The organism is Acinetobacter tjernbergiae DSM 14971 = CIP 107465 (genome assembly GCF_000374425.1).
GTDB classification, from domain to species: domain Bacteria; phylum Pseudomonadota; class Gammaproteobacteria; order Pseudomonadales; family Moraxellaceae; genus Acinetobacter; species Acinetobacter tjernbergiae.
This window is the reverse complement of the sequence record NZ_KB894360.1, coordinates 1-17,642: the sequence shown is the minus strand read 5'-3', so window position 1 is coordinate 17,642 and position 17,642 is coordinate 1. Positions and strand designations below refer to the sequence as shown.

At 38.5% G+C, this 17,642-nt stretch carries 16 protein-coding genes; 13 read left to right on the top strand and 3 right to left on the bottom strand.

Translation table 11 applies throughout. The features are described from left to right. Positions 1-10: 10 nt before the first annotated feature. The 3 genes from nirD to C502_RS0107295 all read left to right on the top strand — a co-directional run bounded on the left by nirD (position 11) and on the right by C502_RS0107295 (position 5,258). Positions 11-1,630, top strand: a complete 1,620-nt coding sequence (gene nirD / locus C502_RS0107305; protein WP_018678179.1) for a nitrite reductase small subunit NirD — start codon at positions 11-13, stop codon at positions 1,628-1,630. 221 nt (positions 1,631-1,851) lie between these two features. Next, a complete protein-coding gene (locus C502_RS0107300) occupies positions 1,852-4,632 on the top strand; it encodes a nitrate reductase (protein WP_018678178.1) in 2,781 nt (926 codons plus the stop codon). Next, the gene (locus C502_RS0107295; protein WP_018678177.1) at positions 4,629-5,258 is read left to right on the top strand and encodes an NTP transferase domain-containing protein; all 630 of its coding nucleotides are present in this window, start codon (positions 4,629-4,631) and stop codon (positions 5,256-5,258) included. Before C502_RS0107300 ends, C502_RS0107295 begins: the two co-directional genes overlap by 4 nt. A gap of 42 nt (positions 5,259-5,300) precedes the next feature. On the opposite strand, the gene C502_RS0107290 is transcribed toward C502_RS0107295, so the two are convergent. Next, entirely contained in the window at positions 5,301-5,780 is a 480-nt protein-coding gene (locus C502_RS0107290; RefSeq protein WP_018678176.1) for a winged helix-turn-helix transcriptional regulator, read from the bottom strand. Between the two features lie 552 nt (positions 5,781-6,332). On the opposite strand from C502_RS0107290, the gene fdxA reads away from it, so the two are divergent. From fdxA to C502_RS0107245, 9 genes are all read left to right on the top strand, one after another. After that, positions 6,333-6,671, top strand: coding sequence for a ferredoxin FdxA (gene fdxA, locus C502_RS0107285; RefSeq protein WP_018678175.1), 339 nt, complete (start codon positions 6,333-6,335; stop codon positions 6,669-6,671). A 31-nt stretch (positions 6,672-6,702) separates the two neighbouring features. Continuing rightward, entirely contained in the window at positions 6,703-7,476 is a 774-nt protein-coding gene (locus C502_RS0107280) for a ferredoxin--NADP reductase (protein WP_018678174.1), read from the top strand. An 85-nt stretch (positions 7,477-7,561) separates the two neighbouring features. Next, positions 7,562-9,850, top strand: coding sequence for a molybdopterin-dependent oxidoreductase (locus C502_RS0107275; protein ID WP_018678173.1), 2,289 nt, complete (start codon positions 7,562-7,564; stop codon positions 9,848-9,850). A 273-nt stretch (positions 9,851-10,123) separates the two neighbouring features. Next, positions 10,124-11,158, top strand: coding sequence for a GTP 3',8-cyclase MoaA (moaA, locus tag C502_RS0107270; protein ID WP_409360631.1), 1,035 nt, complete (start codon positions 10,124-10,126; stop codon positions 11,156-11,158). Between the two features lie 26 nt (positions 11,159-11,184). Further along, positions 11,185-11,436, top strand: coding sequence for a MoaD/ThiS family protein (locus C502_RS0107265; protein WP_018678171.1), 252 nt, complete (start codon positions 11,185-11,187; stop codon positions 11,434-11,436). A 2-nt stretch (positions 11,437-11,438) separates the two neighbouring features. Further along, positions 11,439-11,951: a molybdenum cofactor biosynthesis protein MoaE gene (locus tag C502_RS0107260; RefSeq protein WP_018678170.1), complete on the top strand. Its 513-nt coding sequence runs from the start codon at positions 11,439-11,441 to the stop codon at positions 11,949-11,951. 17 nt (positions 11,952-11,968) lie between these two features. Beyond that, positions 11,969-12,892 (top strand): bifunctional molybdenum cofactor biosynthesis protein MoaC/MoaB, encoded by a 924-nt coding sequence (gene moaCB / locus C502_RS0107255; protein ID WP_018678169.1) that lies wholly within the window; start codon positions 11,969-11,971, stop codon positions 12,890-12,892. Further along, entirely contained in the window at positions 12,892-14,124 is a 1,233-nt protein-coding gene (locus C502_RS0107250; RefSeq protein WP_018678168.1) for a molybdopterin molybdotransferase MoeA, read from the top strand. Before moaCB ends, C502_RS0107250 begins: the two co-directional genes overlap by 1 nt. A gap of 180 nt (positions 14,125-14,304) precedes the next feature. Further along, positions 14,305-14,787, top strand: coding sequence for a winged helix-turn-helix transcriptional regulator (locus C502_RS0107245; protein ID WP_018678167.1), 483 nt, complete (start codon positions 14,305-14,307; stop codon positions 14,785-14,787). 5 nt (positions 14,788-14,792) lie between these two features. On the opposite strand, the gene C502_RS0107240 is transcribed toward C502_RS0107245, so the two are convergent. Continuing rightward, positions 14,793-16,187 (bottom strand): aminotransferase-like domain-containing protein, encoded by a 1,395-nt coding sequence (locus tag C502_RS0107240; protein ID WP_018678166.1) that lies wholly within the window; start codon positions 16,185-16,187, stop codon positions 14,793-14,795. Positions 16,188-16,308: 121 nt separating this feature from the next. Here C502_RS0107240 and C502_RS0107235 point away from each other — a divergent pair, with 121 nt between their 5' ends. After that, the gene (locus tag C502_RS0107235) at positions 16,309-17,172 is read left to right on the top strand and encodes a DMT family transporter (protein ID WP_018678165.1); all 864 of its coding nucleotides are present in this window, start codon (positions 16,309-16,311) and stop codon (positions 17,170-17,172) included. 207 nt (positions 17,173-17,379) lie between these two features. Here C502_RS0107235 and C502_RS18125 read toward each other — a convergent pair. After that, positions 17,380-17,642, bottom strand: a 263-nt coding sequence (locus C502_RS18125) for a transposase (RefSeq protein ID WP_018678164.1), incomplete at its 5' end; no start/stop codon positions are given.

Below are 17,642 nucleotides of genomic sequence, written 5' to 3'. Positions count from 1 at the left end.
GGAGAGAAAAATGACAAATTTAAAAGATGTGAATATGCTTCCAGAAAATCAATGGGTTGATGTATGTAATTTAGATGACATCACACCAAACACAGGTGTAGGTGCATTAGTTGATGGTCAATCCATTGCATTGTTTCGTGTGGGTCATGAAAAGCGTATTTATGCGTTAAGCAATAAAGATCCGTTTAGCCAAGCAAATGTCATGTGTCGTGGCATTATTGGTGACTTACAAGGCGAGCGTGTCGTCGCATCACCAATTTATAAACAGCATTTTAGTTTAGCGACTGGTCGTTGTTTAGAAGATAAAGATCAAAAACTTCTTGTTTACCCAACTAAAATCGCAGATGGCCGTGTTTGGGTTGGTTCGGTTGCTCAAAAAACTTACATTACCAATAATGGTGTTTCACAAGATAAGTTGAAACTTGTCTTGATTGGTAATGGTTTGGCTGGTATGCGTTGTTTGGAAGACTTGCTTGATATGGCGCCAGACCGTTACGAAGTGACGGTGATTGGTGAAGAGCCTTGGGGTAACTACAACCGTATTATGTTGTCACCAGTGCTTTCAGGTGAGAAAACGATTGATGACATTATGTTGCACCCGCACGCATGGTATAGCGATAAAGGGATCAAATTTATTGCAGATGATCCTGCGGTAAAAATTGACCGTACTCGCAAAGTGGTGCATACCGAAAAAGGCGAAAGTGTTGATTATGATCGTTTAATCATTGCAACAGGTTCTAAACCATTTATTCCACCAGTTCAAGGCGTGGGCTTGAAAGGTGTGATTAGTTTCCGCGATATTTATGATGTGAATACCATGATTAAATATTGTGAAACGAAGAAGAATGCCGTTGTGATTGGTGGCGGTTTGCTTGGTTTAGAGGCTGCTTATGGTCTTAAGCAACGTGGCATGAATGTCACGGTTCTTCATTTGATGGATCGTATCATGGAGCGTCAGCTTGATGGTCGTGCAAGCCGTATGTTACGCAATAGTATTGAAGAGAAAGGTATCAATATTATTACTGAAGCAAATACCGAAGCTTTGATTGGTAAAGATGGTCATGTGAACCAAGTCCGTTTAAAAGATGGTACTGTGCTTGATGCTGATTTGGTGATCTTTGCGGTGGGTATTCGTCCAAATATTACTTTGGCGCAAAGTGCAGGCTTACGCTGTAATCGCGGTATCTTGGTCAATGATACGATGCAAACCTTTGACCCAAGTATTTATGCTGTGGGCGAATGTATCGAACACCGTAGTCAAACTTTTGGTTTGGTTGAACCACTATGGGGACAAGCATTTATCTGTGCAACGCATTTGGCTGAACATGGTAGCTTGACTTTTAAATCACCGACTGTTCCAACTCAGTTAAAAGTCAGTGGTGTTGATGTATTCTCTGCGGGTAATTTCGAGCCTAAAGAAGATTATGAAGACATCATCTTAAATGATGAAAAACGCCAAATTTATAAACGCATTATTATCCAAAAAGATAAAGTTATTGGTGCAGTTTTATTTGGTGATACTGAAGATGGTATGTGGTATGCGGAACTTATTGCTGATCAAACACCAGTATCAACATTTAGAAATAAATTGTTATTTGGTAAAGATTTTGCAATGAAGAAAGCAGGTTAATTGTATTTGGGTTTAGGGGAAATTTTTCCTAGACCCAAACATGAAAGAAATGTAGCAATACACTGAATATTTTACTACTTTGATAAAGTAGAACAGCGGTTCACAATAAAGATCAAGGTTTAAAATTAGAGTCGTATGCTGTTGATCAATGGTCATCATATAGCATCGTTAGGGTTAAACTTTGGTCAGGGCATAGATGAAATAGGTAACAAGGGGCAGTCATGAACAGTATTCAAAATTTAGAACACAGTCGCTCCGATCATGCACAAACAATTATTACAAAAACAACTTGTCCATATTGTGGAGTTGGATGTGGCGTTAATGTTGAAGTTCAACACAAAACACAAGGTGTAGCAGTTCAAGTTGCAGGGGATACTGAACATCCAGCAAATTTTGGACGACTTTGTATTAAGGGCAGTAATTTAGCGGATACTTTAGGTTTAGATACACGTGTTTTAAACCCAATGCTGGGACGTAAAAATCATCGTAGCGTAACGACATGGGACGTTGCAATTGAGAAAATTGCAGATCAATTTCAATCATGTATTGATCAATATGGGCCAGAGAGTGTTGCATTCTATGTTTCAGGACAATTGTTGACTGAAGATTATTATGTGGTCAATAAATTCGTTAAAGGTTATCTAGGCACAGCAAATATTGATACCAATTCACGCTTATGTATGTCGTCTGCCGTTGCAGCGCATAAACGTAGCTTCGGTGAAGATATTGTTCCTGCAAGTTATGAAGACTTTGAACATGCGGATATGGTTGTATTGGTTGGTTCGAATACTGCATGGTGTCATCCAGTTTTATACCAACGCATCATGCAAGCCAAGAGTCAAAACCCAGATTTATTTGTCGTGGTCGTTGACCCACGCTTTACCAGTACGTGTGAGCAAGCAGATTTACATTTACCAATTTTACCTGGTCAAGATGTCGCCTTGTTCAAAGGATTATTACAATATTTGTATCAACATGGTTATGCGGATCATGAGTTTGTCGAGTCTTATACAGAAGGTTTGCAAGCACTTTTAGAAGCGAATCGAACTGAACAAGATTTTAAAGCTGTCGTAAAACGTACAGGCATTTCAGCAGAAAAATTACAATTATTCTTTGATAAATTTGCGACTACTGAAAAAGTTGTTACTTTATTCTCGATGGGTGTAAACCAATCATCTCAAGGGGTGAATAAAGCCAATAGTATTATTAACTGTCATTTACTTACAGGTAAAATTGGTAAGTTAGGCGCTGCACCATTTTCAATGACAGGACAACCCAATGCAATGGGTGGACGTGAAGTGGGTGGACTGGCGAATATGTTGGCAGCACACTTGGATATTGATAACCCAACACATCAAAATTTGGTGCAAAGTTTTTGGAATAGTCCAGCTATTGCAACAAAAGCGGGTCTTAAAGCGGTTGATTTATTCCAAGCAGTTGAAAGTGGAAAAATTAAAGCGATTTGGATTATGGCAACCAATCCTGTCGTCAGCCTTCCTGATGCTGATCAAGTCAAACGTGCTTTAGAGAAATGTGAGTTTGTCGTCGTTTCAGATATTTGTGTGGATACAGATACGACAGCTTATGCCGATGTTTTGCTACCCGCATTAGGTTGGGGCGAAAAGGATGGAACTGTAACCAATTCAGAACGCCGAATTTCACGCCAACGTGCATTTTTAGCACCACCAAAACAAGCTAAAGCCGATTGGTGGGCAATTGCTGAAGTTGCAAAAAAACTTGGTTTTTCTGGTTTTGAGTTTAATAGTGCATGTGACATTTTTAATGAGCATGCTGCATTATCAGCTTATCAAAATGCGAGTTTAGCTGAGCGTGGTCAGGTTGAGAACTTTCGTTATTTCAATCTAAAAGGTTTAATGAATTTGAGTCTTGAAGAATATAACGAGTTAAAACCAACACAATGGCCTGTGTGGGAAAAAGGTCAAACCACATCGGTTAAGCAGCTTTTTGGTCAGGGTGAGTTTAGCTATGCTTCTCGAAAAGCAAAACTGATTCCAACGATTGCAATTGATCCAGTGCATGCGATTTCTGAAGATTATCCTTTGATTCTGAATACAGGTCGTATTCGTGATCAATGGCATACGATGACACGTACAGGTCTATCAGCAAATCTTACGACACATCGCGCTGAACCATTCTGTGAGATTCATCCGAACGATGCGCTCAAATTTGGTATTCGTGATAAAGGATTGGTTGAAATCCGTTCAGCATGGGGAAGTTGTGTATTACGCGTAACACTTGCTCAAGGCGTTCGTCGTGGACAAATTTTTGCACCAATTCATTGGACTGAACAGGTTGCTTCGGATGCGCGAATTGGTAAAGTCGTGAATCCTGTTGTGGATGCAATTTCGGGTGAGCCTGAATTTAAGCATACACCAGTTTCGATTCAACCGTTCCATACCACTTGGCAAGGTGTTTTATATGTTCGAGAGGGTTTTGAATATCAAATCAAAACATCTTTACAAACATGTGCTTGGTGGACAAAGATTAAAACGGCTAAGGCAATGCGTTATGAGATTGCAGATCGACATAGTATTGACCAAACTCAGAAAAATCTAAAAAGCTTTTTACCGTTTGTCGATGAAACTTATGAATGGTTAAGTATTGAAGATATTTCATCACAATTGAGCCATAGTATTGTACTCAAAGATGGAATTTTGATTGCAAGCCTATACATTGCGCCTGCTGATTTGTTACCAGACCGTGATTGGGTTGCAACTTTATTTAAGCGTGAACGCTTAAGTGCCTTGCACCGTAAAGCATTGTTGGCAGGTATGCCGATGGCTGCTGCAAATAACGATGGCCCATTGGTGTGTAGCTGTTTTAAAGTCGGCAAGAACAAAATTATTGAAGCGATTAAAACGCAAAATATTACCCATGAAAAACAAGTGACTGCATGTTTAAAAGCAGGTGGGAATTGTGGTTCTTGTTTACCAGAAATTCGTGGTCTGATTAAAACGTGTCAGTTGGAGGCAGAAGCATGAATATAGAAATTCCCGCTACAGATCTTGTGATCTTGGCGGGAGGTCAAGCACGCCGCATGAACGGCATGAATAAGCTATTACAGCAGTTTGATGATCAAATTCAACTTTCTAAAATTTGCCAAAGATTTAAACCAGAAGTGCAAAATATTTGGGTAAATAGTCATCGTGATAGCTCGATCTATAAACAAATTGAACCAGATATTCAGTGTTATTCAGATGAGCAAACAGGCTTTTTAGGACCATTAATGGGAATGAAAAGTGCTTGGTCATATTTACAATCGGATTATGCTTTGTTTATCCCTTGTGATGTGACCTATATTCCAAATCAGGTATTGGCGAAGTTGCATCGTGCGCTACAAAAGAACCCACAAGCACAAGTTGCCTATGTTGCCATTAATGGAGATGCGCTATATCCATTTTGTTTGTTGAAGCGGGAAAGTTTGCCTATTTTACAACAGCAAATACAGGCAGATAAATTGAGTTTGCGTGAGTGTTTTAAGCAATTGTACGCACAAAGTGCTGCATTCCAAAAACAAAGCTTATTTTGTCATAGTATTAATTCTTTAGATGAATTGCAGCAATATAAACAAATGAAAGCTTTTAGGCAGATGTTTGTTACCAATTAAAACACCAAGTTCTAATTTACGTTTAGATAAATGATTTAACGATTAAACTGTTTTGGTTTGAGAGTGATAAGCATATAAGCCTTTTCCAACCTTTACATTCACTTGCTTAGGCGAAAGCGGTTCGGAACATTCAGAACAAACCATGACTGGATGGAATGCATGTCCGCAAGTTTCATGCACATAATCGAGAGGTGCGCCAAGTCCTTTATCCATAAAAGTATCCCCCCAGTGAACAATACTCATAATAATTGGATAAAGTGCTAAACCTTTCTCTGTTAAACGATATTCAAAGCGTTTTTGGGTCTCGGTATAAGGTACTTTATGCAAAATGCCTTCATTGACCAATGTATTCAGTCGATCTGTCAAAACATGGCGAGTTACGCCAAGATTTTTATGAAAATCATCAAATCGACGAATGCCTAAGAACGCATTACGAATAATCATCATTGACCAAGTATCACCGATCACTGATAAAGTTCGTGCAACAGAACAAGGTTGATTGCCAACATCAGAGATTTTCATGTAACTCACAAATCCTGTATCAAAATAGAATGAATATTATAAAAATATTAATTGAAAAGGGTATGAATGTATAGTTTTCATCGTAAATTTTGTAACAATTTAGTTCTTAATTGGAATTAATATTTTGTTTTTGTATGCGCTAGCATATTTTCTACTGATTTTAGATCAAGATGCGATTCACTCACTTTGAGCGTTGACCTTATTTCAAATTTTGCTTTTATTTAGGTAAATAGTATTAGGCAGTTCTTTAGAAATATATTAATGTTGATAATGGTGTTTTAATTTTTTGATTAATAAAAAATATTTTATGTTTTTCTATATTTGAAATTTAACCGCTCGCATTTTTTGATTGACGTGTTTTTTGTATCATTGATCAGAACTCAGTTCTACTGATATTTAAATCAGCAATAGTATCTTTGAATTTTGTTCATTTTTTGTCTGATGTAAATAAAGTAAAATGAATAATAAGTCATAAAATAAATTTTGTAGTGCTATCCAAAAATTGAAAAATAAGTTCTAATTAGGAACTAATTTATATTGAGGGGGCATGTGATGACTTTTGTTGTACTTGAAGATTGTATCCAATGTAAGCACACAGATTGTGTTTCTGTTTGTCCTGTAGATTGTTTTTATGAAGGTCCTAATTTTTTAGTGATTAATCCAGATGAATGTATCGACTGTGCATTATGTGAACCTGAATGTCCTGTGGATGCAATTCGTGCTGAAGATGAAGTGCCTGTGGATCAAAAAGAATTCATTGAATTAAATGCAGAACTTGCAGCAAATGAAAATTGGAAAAGAATCACAGTCAAACAAGATGCCTTAGCAGACCATCAACAATGGCAAGGAATTAAAGGCAAAATTAGCCAATTAGACAGAAATGGCGCTTAAGCGAATAAGTGGAATTTAGGGGAGTTAGAACATGTCAGCATTTCAGGTCGAAACAGTTCAGAGTGTTCATCATTGGAATGATACTTTATTTAGTTTCAAGACGAGCAGATCTGATAGTTTACGGTTCAAGTCAGGTCAATTTGTGATGATTGGCTTAGAAATAGAGGGCAAACCTCTAATGCGTGCTTATTCTGTGGTGAGTGCAAATTATGAAGACCACCTCGAATTTTATAGTATTAAAGTTCCTGATGGACCACTGACTTCACATTTGCAGCATCTGAAAATTGGTGATCAGTTGTTAGTGAGCAAAAAGCCGACAGGATCATTGATCTTGGATCATCTAAAACCAGGTAAGAATCTATATTTACTTTCAACGGGGACAGGCTTAGCACCTTTTATGAGTGTTATTCGAGATCCTGAGTTTTATGATCATTTTGAAAAGATTATTTTAACGCATGGTGTGCGTTGGGTGAGTGAGCTGGGCTATAAGGATTATATTGATCAAGGTTTACCATCACATGAATATTTAGGTGAGATGGTACAAAATCAGTTAATTTATTATCCAACCGTGACACGAGAAGAATTTCACCAAATGGGGCGATTGACGGATTTGATTCGGTCTAAAAAGATGTTTAGAGATATTGATTTGAAAGAATTAAATCCTGAGACAGACCGTGTGATGATTTGTGGTAGTCCGAGTATGCTCAAGGATCTAGTCGAAATTTTAAAAGAAAAAGGTTTTGTGGAAGGTACGAGCCATGCGCCTGGTGATTATGTGATTGAACGTGCCTTTGTGGAAAAATAGTACATTAATTGATTCATATTTAAACGGATTGAACCTCAGCGATAGACCGCTGGTAAAACGAACCTCGCTAAAAGGGTAAGAGAAAATGAGTAAACAAGAAATCTCTTTCAGTAATCGAAATGACGTCACAGCTTGTATTTTATGTTCACGGAATTGTGGCTTAAGTGTTGAAATTGAAGATAATCAATTCAAGAAAATTAAGGGGGATGATCAGCATCCATTTTCTCAAGGTTATATTTGCCAAAAAGCAGCACGTTTGCAACATTATCAAAAGCATGCAGATCGTTTGACTGCACCGTTAAAACGTCAAGCAGATGGTTCATTTAAAGAAATCAGTTGGGCGCAAGCCATTCAGGAAATTGCAGATCAACTGGTACATATTCGTGATACTTTTGGTGGAACGGCATTTGCTTCGGTAGGTGGCGGTGGTCAGGGTAATCATTTAGGCGCAGCCTATGGGCGTCAGCTCCTGTATGCCATGAAAAGTTTTTATGCTTATAACTCGCTGGCTCAAGAAAAAACAGGTGATTTTTGGGTCAATGGGCGCTTGTTTGGTAGTCAAGCCTGTCATACCACAGAAGATGTTGAGTATGCTGATTATGTCTTATTTATTGGAACTAACCCATTTCAAGCTCATGGTATTCCCAATGCACGAGATACGCTAAAACACATCAAAAAAGACCCAAATCGTACCATGGTGGTTTTTGATCCGCGTGTAACGGAAACTGCGAAACAGGCGGATATTCATGTGCAATTGAAACCTGGAACGGATGCTTATCTCATGTCGGCAATGATTGCGATCATGTTACGTGAGAACCTCTATGATCAGCAGTTTATCCAAAAGCATACACATGGTTTTGATGAGGTTAAGCAGGCTTTTCTCGCTATTCCTATAGAAGAATATATCCAAAAAGCAGACGTTTCGGTTGAACAAATCTATCAAATTGTACGTGACTTTGCTAAAGCAAAGCGGGGCTGTGTTCGTATTGATTTGGGTATTCAACATACTTTAAATACAACTTTAAATGGTTATTTAGAGAAGCTTCTATATTTATTGGCAGGGCACTTCGGTCAGCAAGGCACTAATAATTTACATACCATGTTTATTCCGATTTTGACTCATACGGATGAGCGCAATCCTAAATATCGCCGTACTGTTCATCATAAAATGTTCCCAATTTCAGGCTTCTTTCCACCTAATATTTTGCCCGATGAGATTCTCAAAGCTGGAGAAAAACGAGTTCGTGCCGTTTTTGTGGATAGTTGTAACCCTTTATTGACCTATCCAGACACGGCTGCGTATGAGCAAGCATTCAAATCATTGGATCTATTGGTCGTTGTTGATGTGGCAATGACCGAGACAGCTCGTTTTGCTGATTATATTTTGCCTGCGCATAGTCAGTTTGAAAAATGGGAATTTACGGGTTTCAATTTAGAGTTCCCTAAAAATGGTTTCCATTTACGTCACCCATTATTTAAAGCTCAGGGCAATACCTTGAGTGAAGCAGAAATTTATACGCGCTTGCTTGAAGCAATGAACGTGATACCTCAACAATTTCCTATTTTGAGTAAAATTGCAGAAAAAGATTCAGCTAAGACTGCTTATCTTGCTTATTTCGGTGCGCTTGGTGTCAGTTTTGCTAAAAATAAAAAGTTAATTCCTTTTGCTGCATCAATTGTATATCGCACATTAGGAAAGACTTTGCCGAATGATGCGGCTGCGACAGCCTTGTTATTACCATTATGTATGCAATATGCCGCTCAGCATTATCAGGCAGTTAAGCAAGCTGGATACCAAGGCAATCGTTTGAATCTAGGCGTTAAATTATTTCAAGCAATCTTGCAACAACGTTCAGGTGTGGTGTTATCGCAGCATGAATATGCGGATGTATGGCAGTTGATTGCATATAAAGATAAAAAAATCCGTTTGGCGATTCCAGAAATGTTTGTTGAATTATCTCAACTCAAACAACAACCCTTAGTACCAACAGATGATTATCCATTTATATTATTTGCTGGTGAGCGCCGTAGCTATAATGCCAACCAAATTTATCGTGATCCTGCTTGGCGTAAAGTTGATGCAGAAGGGCGTTTAAGAATGAATCCAGAAGATGCATCTGAATTTGCTGTGGAAACGGGGCAGACCTTACAATGTATTTCTGAGCATGGGAAAATTTTGGTTGTCGTTGAGCTTGATGAAGGAATGCGTAAGGGGGTTGTATCATTGCCACATGGTTATGGCTTGCGTTATCGTGGTGGTGAACCGATTGGTCCAGAATTAAACCGATTAACGTCAACTCAGCATTGTGATCCTTTGTCTAAGACACCATATCATAAGTATGTACCTGTGCGTTTAGAACGCTTGGATGCTTAAATGATTTAATTGAGAAATGCACTGAATTGCATCATTTTTGATTAAATTGATTGAAAATGGTGCATTGTTTCTTTGGTGAAAATAAGGGAGCTATACGGTATTCTAGTTTAATGGTTGAAATCATATCTTGTTTGAATAAATAATTCACATTGCAATCAAATATGGTCGAAGATTGGAATAGATATTGCTGTAGTAAAAATAATTCACTGTAGATTAGTTCAACAAGGATGCACAAAACTTGTGCTAAGTGCAGTGAGAAGTTTCACAATATGAGTGCAAATGATGAAGCATGATATATCTACGAACAGCCCGATCTTGCAGGATCAGTATGGTCGTATTAAACGTAAGTTACGGATTTCCGTAACAGATCGTTGCAATTTCAAATGCACGTATTGTATGCCTGAACATCCTGAATGGATGAAAAAGCAAGATTTACTTAGTTTTGAAGCTTTGTTGATTTTTTGCCGTTATATGGTTCAACAAGGGATCGAAAATATTCGCATTACGGGGGGAGAACCTTTAATGCGTCAGGGCGTGGTTCATTTTATTAGAGATTTGCAAAGTCTACGTGCGATAGGATTAAAGCGGATTTCGATGACCACCAATGGACATTATTTGGCAAAGTATGCTGAACAACTTAAACATGCAGGCTTGGATGATTTAAATATTAGCCTTGATAGTCTAGATGCTGATCAGTTCAAAAAGCTCACTAAAAAAGATCTTGCGCCTGTCTTAAAAGGCATCGAAGCAGCCCAAAAAGTTAGTCTTCCATTCAAAATTAATTGTGTGTTGATGAAAGATCAAAATGACGACCAAATTGTACCGATGGTGAAATGGGCTAAGCAACAGCAGATCCCATTGCGTTTCATTGAGTTTATGCCTTTGGATGGTGATCAACATTGGACAGATCAGGCGGTTGTCAGTGAGGCTGAAATCTTGGCACAGCTAAAAGCGCATTATCAAATTCAGGTCTTACAACAACAGCATGAGCCTGCGCGGCAGTATCAGCTCGATGGGCAATATTGTATTGGTATTATTTCAACGATAACACATTCATTTTGTGGGGATTGTGATCGAATTCGACTCACTGCACAGGGTGAATTATATAATTGTCTATTTGCACAACAAGGTTTGAATATAAAGCCTTATTTGCACGCTGTGGTCAAACAAAAAGCAGAATGTGGACAGTTTGAATTTCAACAGCTTGAACAACACATTAAACCGTATATTTGGCATAAAGCTAAAGGTTATCATGCAATACAACATCAGCAAGCACGTAAAATCAGTATGCATATGCTGGGTGGTTAGTTTTGGAAAAGTGGTCTGGAGAAGATATGCAAACCCTTGAAATAAAAATAGAAGCTTTTGGTGCTATAGAAAGATTGTTACCCAAAGGGCTTACTTTTGAGTTTGCAGAAGATCGAGTGGTCGCAGATGTATTGACACATATTGTGGCACTGTATCCAGAGGCAACAAAAGCCATGGAAAAATGTGCTTGTGCCATTGGTGAGGACATTGTGACGCGTCAAAGCCCCTTAAATTGTTCATGTACTTTGGTACTGCTATCACCTGTCGCTGGAGGATAAGTATGCGTGAATTTGCGAGAGTTCAAGATCAGGCTTTAAGCCTAGATTGTTTTGATCCGATACAATCTTTTCCTGAATGCGGTGGTATTGATATTTTTATTGGTACAGTCCGCAATCATCATGAAGGCAAAGCGGTGAAGGCTTTAAAATACACCTCGTATACGCCTGTTGCTGAAAAAATGATTCGTGAAATCGAACAGCAAATTAAGGATAAGTATCAAGTCTCTTATGTGCGTGTGATGCATCGGATTGGATATTTAGATGTCAGTGAAACGGCAATTATTGCAATTGCGTATGCTGCCCACCGCCGTGAAGCTTTTCAAGCCTGTGAAGAAGCCGTTGAGCGTGTAAAACATGAAGTACCGATTTGGAAAGAAGAGTTCTTTATGGATGGTACTAGTCAATATGTGGAAGGTTGCTGTATTCGTAAGGATACTGCCGAAACTGAAATTCATGTCCATAAACATGAGCATCATCATCACGAACATTGTGCACATGAACATACACACGAATAAAGTCTTAGGAAGTTAAAATGAAAAATGTTGGGATGAAACCCGAAAGTTATCGTGTTGCAGAAGCACAAGCAATTTTGTATGCACCACCACATTGTATTCAGTTACTCCGTGATGGAAATACCGAAAAAGGTGATGCCTTAAAAACTGCACGTATTGCAGGTATTTTGGCAGCAAAACGCACAGATGAACTGATTCCTCTTTGCCATCCTTTACCGATTTACCGTGCTGATGTTGAATATGATTTACAGCATGATCATGTTGTGATCCTGACGACTGTTGAGACCATTGGGCCAACGGGCGTAGAAATGGAAGCCTTAACAGCTGCAAGTCTTGCAGGTCTAACCATTTACGATATGTTGAAGCCACATTGTGAACCTGATGAATTGTGCTTAGACCAATGTAAATTGCTCAAGAAAAAGGGCGGTAAGTCACATTTCAAACGGACTTTACGTCAGCCTGTTTCTGCGGCAGTGATTGTACTCTCGGATACCGTTGCAGCAGGACGTAAACCTGATACCGCAGGTAAGTCCGTGGTTGAGACTTTAACTGAAGCTGGTTTTGATCCAATTCACTATCAAATTTTGCCAGATGAATCTGATCAGTTGAAAGATTTGGTTTTAGAGTTAACTAAATCTTATGCATGTATCATGACGGTTGGGGGTACGGGCATTGGTAAGCGTGATATTACAGTAGATACACTTGAACCACTTCTTGAACGAAAACTCGATGGTTTAATGGAAGCAGCACGTGCTTTTGGTCAAAAACGCACACCGTATGCTGCGATGTCTCGTGGCGTAGCTGGTTTTATTGATCGTTCCTTAGTGGTCACACTGCCGGGTAGCCGTGGTGGTGCGAGCGAATCAATGGCGGCTCTTTTGCCTGCTTTAGTCCATATCTTTGATGTGTGTCGTGACTTACCTCATCCAGGAGGATATGAATAATGTCAGGATGTGGTGCTGAAAAAGGCTTAATGAGTATTGATGAGGCACTCGAACTCATTCGAACTCAGCCCAAAGCATTGAAGACTGAAGTCTTGGCTTTAGCGCAAGGTTTGAATCGTTATCTAGCCACAGCGATCTATTCTGAGGTCAATCTACCGAGCTTTTCTCAAAGTGCGGTAGATGGTTATGCGATTAAGCGCTCACTTACACAGCTTCAAGATGTTTGTTTTGAAGTGATCGGTGAGATCAAAGCAGGCAGTGAACTCGATTATCAATTGGCTGATGGGCAGGCGATTCGTATTTTTACGGGTGGCAAAATTCCTGAAGGCACCACACATGTTGCTCGACAAGAGATCGTTCAGGTTGAGTCTGACAAAATTCGATTGCTTGAACAAATCAAGCCACATGCTGATATTCGATTTACAGGCGAAGAAGTACAACAAGGTCAACAGCTTGCTGATGTTGGTCAGAGCATCAATATTGGTGCGCTTGCTGCTTTAAGTATGGCCGGTGTACAACGTATAGAGGTGTTCCAACAACCCAAAGTTGCAGTTGTGATTACGGGTGATGAGGTTGCTGAAAGCCCAGAAGATTTGCAAGCAGGCAAAGTATTCGATGCCAATGGACCCTTGTTAAAAGCATGGTTCAAAGATTATGGCATAGATGTTGAAATCCTACATATTGTAGATGAGGCAGCACAGGTCACGGCATGCTTTGAGCTATTAAAGTATACATATGATGTGATTATTACGACTGGCGGTGTTTCAGTGGGTGATTATGACTTTGTTCGCCCATGTGCCTTTGAAACTGGTTTTGAGCAAGTTTTCTGGAAAGTGAAACAAAAACCGGGTAAGCCATTATTCTTTGCAGCATACCAATCACCAGAACAAGATCATCACTGTTATTTACTTGGTTTGCCGGGAAATCCTGCTGCTGTTTATGTGTCGATGCAGATTTATGGCAAAGTTTTGTTGGATGCTTTGCAAAATCAACGTCAAGCGGTGCAATGGTTTAGTGCCATACTCACGCATGAACTTAAATCTGATGCACGCGAACGTTTTTTAAGAATGCATGCTTATTTTGAGCAAGGTCAGCTCAAGTTACAAAGTCTAGCAAAGCAACAATCGCATATGTTGAGTAATTTAATGCAAGCTAACTGCTTAGTTCGTATTCCTGCGAATATTCCGCTAAATGCAGGACAAGAAGTTTCTGGTATCTTTATTAACAATTAAATTATTGATTGCATTTATGTAAAATTAGTTATTTTTGTCACATTTAGCCAAGTGCCAATATTGCATCTTATTGATCAGGTAGTTTAGTGTATATTTTATATTGTTTAGTTTCTAAACATAACGGTTCAAGGCATGGAAGACATGCCTTTTTAAGTTCTAAAAAATGATCAGGTGATAATAATGAAATGGGAAGAAATTGGCGATCAGCCATGTTCAGTTGCGAGAACACTTTCTGTACTTGGTGATCGTTGGACAATGCTAATTTTACGTAACGCCTTTATGGGAATACGCCGTTTTGATGATTTTCAGCGTAGCTTGGGGCTAACACGTCATGTACTTTCAGAGCGTTTAAAACGATTGGTTGAACATGGTATTTTAATTAAAGTACCTTATGTGGAACGTCAAGAACGGTTTGAATATCAACTCACAGATAAAGGTTTAGATCTTTATCCACTTATTTTGACTATGGTACAGTGGGCTGATAAATGGATGGATAAGGGACTTGGAAAACCCCTTGAATTTACCCATAAAACTTGTGGTAATAAACTGAGTCCTAAAGTTGTTTGCTCCGAATGTGATGAGCCGATTAAGGTAAAAGATGTTCGTGTAACAGCAGGCATTGGTTACTTCGCATTCATTGAGCAAAAACAAAAAAGTGCATGATTTAATCAATTCTGCCGTTCTTGTTCTTGTTGAATAGCATGAGATAGAACGGCAAAAACTTGAGGGTTGATGCATTGTGCGACATTAAACCGAATAAAATTCTTAAAATTTTGACTTTGGCTGAATGAGTTTCCTGGTGCTAAAATCACACCATTTTCCAGACAAGTTTGAGCAATAGAAGCGGTATCTAAATGTTTAGGTAATTCGCCCCATAGAAATAATCCTGCTTGGGGCTTAAGCCAAGGTTTTATATTGAGTTGCTCTAATTGTTTTATGGTTGAATCCATTGCTTTAGCTAGGCGAATTTTTAATTCTTCTAAATGTTTACGATAGTTTCCATCCGTTAATGTTGAAAATAAAATTTCAGCAGATAAGTGATTACCACCAAAACTGGTCGCAATTTTTATGTCAGTTAAGTCTTCAATCCATTCATGTTTTGTTGCGATGTAACCTGTTCGAACTGAACCCGATAGGGTTTTAGAAAAACTCCCAATATGAATCACTCGTGATAAACCATCAAGTGCAGCAAGTCGTGGGGCAGTGTGTAACTCTAAATCGGCAAAAATATCATCTTCAATCACAATTAAATTAGATTGCTCAACAAGTTTAAGAACTTGATAAGCTGTTGCTGCTGTTAATATGGCTCCTGTTGGATTATGGATACCTGAATTGGTAATGTATAAACGTGGGTTATGATTTTGAATGGCAGTAGAAAATGCGGCTAGATCAGGTCCATTTTGTGTATAAGGGATGCCAATAATTTGAACTTGATGGACTTTAAGCAAAGCGTGAAAGTTAAAATAACATGGGTCATCCACCAATACGACATCATTTGGTTTTAAAAAATAGCGGCAGATGAGATCAATTGCTTGCGTACCAGAATCAGTCAGCAAGATTTGATTGGGAATAGTTTCAATACCTTTGCTTAGAATTCTACGAGAAAGTAACTCACGCAAGGCTAGAAGACCAAGTGGTGTAGCGTAATCGGTCAAAATATTGGAGTTGACTTTGGAAATTTTTCGAATTGCTTTACGTATATTTTCATGTGGCATCCAATCGGCAGGTAACCAACCACATCCAGGCTTTAAAACATCGGATTTTGCTTCCAATCCTTGTCTTGATATCCATAAAGGATCAATGTTTCGATTAATTTTAGGATGAATTTCTGAGATGGATAAAGGTGCAATAGGGCCCGCAATAAAAAAACCTGAACCTGTTTTTGCTTCAATTAAACCTTGTGCTGCAAGCCGTTCATAGGCTTCGACAATGGTGGAAATAGATAAGTTTAGTTGCCTAGCCAAAGCACGTACAGAAGGGAGTCGAGAACCGGGCAGCAATGAACGAGTTTTAATTTGAGCATTAATGTGTTGTATAACAAAATCAATTTTGGTTGTTTTCATTTGTTTACCTTAACTGTAATGTTATTTATACCAGTACGGTTATTTGAAATTGTACTGTACTGTGTATGGTTTATGTACCATATCACAGATTAGATTCTCCAGATAGATTTGGAGAAAATAAATGAAACCTTTAAACAGTGGTTGGGCAAATGGGCTGATTGGTGTTGTAATTTTTGCGGGTTCTTTGCCAGCAACACGAGTGGCGGTGATTGATTTTAGCCCTACTTTTTTAACTGCTGCAAGAGCTGCAATTGCAGGGCTATTAGGTTTGGTTCTCATTTTATTATCTCGACAAAAATTACCCGAAAGAAAAGATTGGTTGCCATTATTTTATGTCGCAATCGGTGTAGTGGTTGGATTTCCGCTATTCACCGCTTTAGCACTGCAATATGTTAGTGCTGCCCATACGATTGTTTTTGTTGGTTTATTACCCTTATCAACGGCACTTTTTAGTGTGTTGCGTGGTGAGGAAAGACCAAATTTATTGTTCTGGTTATTTGCGATCTTGGGTGCTTCGTTAGTTTTTGGTTATATGTTAATTCAAACCGAAACTTGGCTATTTAACTATGGTGATATTTTTATGCTAATTGCAATATCACTTTGTGGTTTTGGTTATGCTGAAGGTGGAAAATTATCTAAGCATCTCGGCGGATGGCAAGTCATTTGTTGGGCGCTTATTTTAACTTTACCAGTCATGCTTCCGCTTTCATATGTTTATATGCCTGCGAATTTTGATCAAATTTCAGTCTCTGCAAAACTTGGATTAGCCTATGTTTCTATATTTAGTATGCTCATAGGTTTCTTTTTTTGGTACAAAGGTCTAGCACAAGGGGGGATCGCGGCAGTAGGGCAATTACAACTATTACAACCGCTATTTGGATTAATGATTGCTGCTGTTTTCCTACAAGAACAAGTGAGTCTTGCCATGTTTGGAGTTACGATCACTGTAATCGCTTGTGTTGCTTGTGCCAAGAGACTTTCATAGACCAGAATTATTTGAAACTTATCCAGAGTGGCTAGATTGCGTAGAGTTTCTAAACCACAAATCAACTTAGCTATATCTGAGAAAATTATTTACTATGCATCACAGGAAATTGTCAGCTCCTGTTAGGTTAGAGGAGATTTTTAATAAGTTTGTATATTACAGCTGATCTTTGGTTGCGATATATTTATTACATAACCCGAATCCTGTTTAAGCCACTGATTCCATAATTTGAATTTTTGGCTTATTTCGTTGGGTTAATCGATATGCACATAACGATGCGTAAATCCCACTTAGAAATCCATGAATACTACGTGCCTTACTCGTCACTAAATTGTATTGTCCTTTCAATAAGCTAAATAACGTTTCTATCTTATTACGTTGTTTTAAGTGATATTCATCTTGTGTACAGAGTTGAGCAGTCCGCATGTTCTTTCGATGATACGTAATTAAATCAATACCTTGATTCTTTA

Excerpts from the sequence above, each read along its gene's own strand:
- C502_RS0107295 (WP_018678177.1), top strand. The coding sequence starts at position 4,629 with ATGAATATAGAAATTCCCGCTACAGATCTTGTGATCTTGGCGGGAGGT.
- C502_RS0107250 (WP_018678168.1), top strand. The coding sequence starts at position 12,892 with ATGTCAGGATGTGGTGCTGAAAAAGGCTTAATGAGTATTGATGAGGCA.
- C502_RS0107245 (WP_018678167.1), top strand. The coding sequence starts at position 14,305 with ATGAAATGGGAAGAAATTGGCGATCAGCCATGTTCAGTTGCGAGAACA.
- C502_RS0107265 (WP_018678171.1), top strand. The coding sequence starts at position 11,185 with ATGCAAACCCTTGAAATAAAAATAGAAGCTTTTGGTGCTATAGAAAGA.
- fdxA (WP_018678175.1), top strand. The coding sequence starts at position 6,333 with ATGACTTTTGTTGTACTTGAAGATTGTATCCAATGTAAGCACACAGAT.
- C502_RS0107280 (WP_018678174.1), top strand. The coding sequence starts at position 6,703 with ATGTCAGCATTTCAGGTCGAAACAGTTCAGAGTGTTCATCATTGGAAT.
- C502_RS0107240 (WP_018678166.1), bottom strand. The coding sequence starts at position 16,187 with ATGAAAACAACCAAAATTGATTTTGTTATACAACACATTAATGCTCAA.
- C502_RS0107235 (WP_018678165.1), top strand. The coding sequence starts at position 16,309 with ATGAAACCTTTAAACAGTGGTTGGGCAAATGGGCTGATTGGTGTTGTA.
- C502_RS0107275 (WP_018678173.1), top strand. The coding sequence starts at position 7,562 with ATGAGTAAACAAGAAATCTCTTTCAGTAATCGAAATGACGTCACAGCT.
- moaCB (WP_018678169.1), top strand. The coding sequence starts at position 11,969 with ATGAAAAATGTTGGGATGAAACCCGAAAGTTATCGTGTTGCAGAAGCA.
- nirD (WP_018678179.1), top strand. The coding sequence starts at position 11 with ATGACAAATTTAAAAGATGTGAATATGCTTCCAGAAAATCAATGGGTT.
- C502_RS0107300 (WP_018678178.1), top strand. The coding sequence starts at position 1,852 with ATGAACAGTATTCAAAATTTAGAACACAGTCGCTCCGATCATGCACAA.
- C502_RS0107290 (WP_018678176.1), bottom strand. The coding sequence starts at position 5,780 with ATGAAAATCTCTGATGTTGGCAATCAACCTTGTTCTGTTGCACGAACT.
- C502_RS0107260 (WP_018678170.1), top strand. The coding sequence starts at position 11,439 with ATGCGTGAATTTGCGAGAGTTCAAGATCAGGCTTTAAGCCTAGATTGT.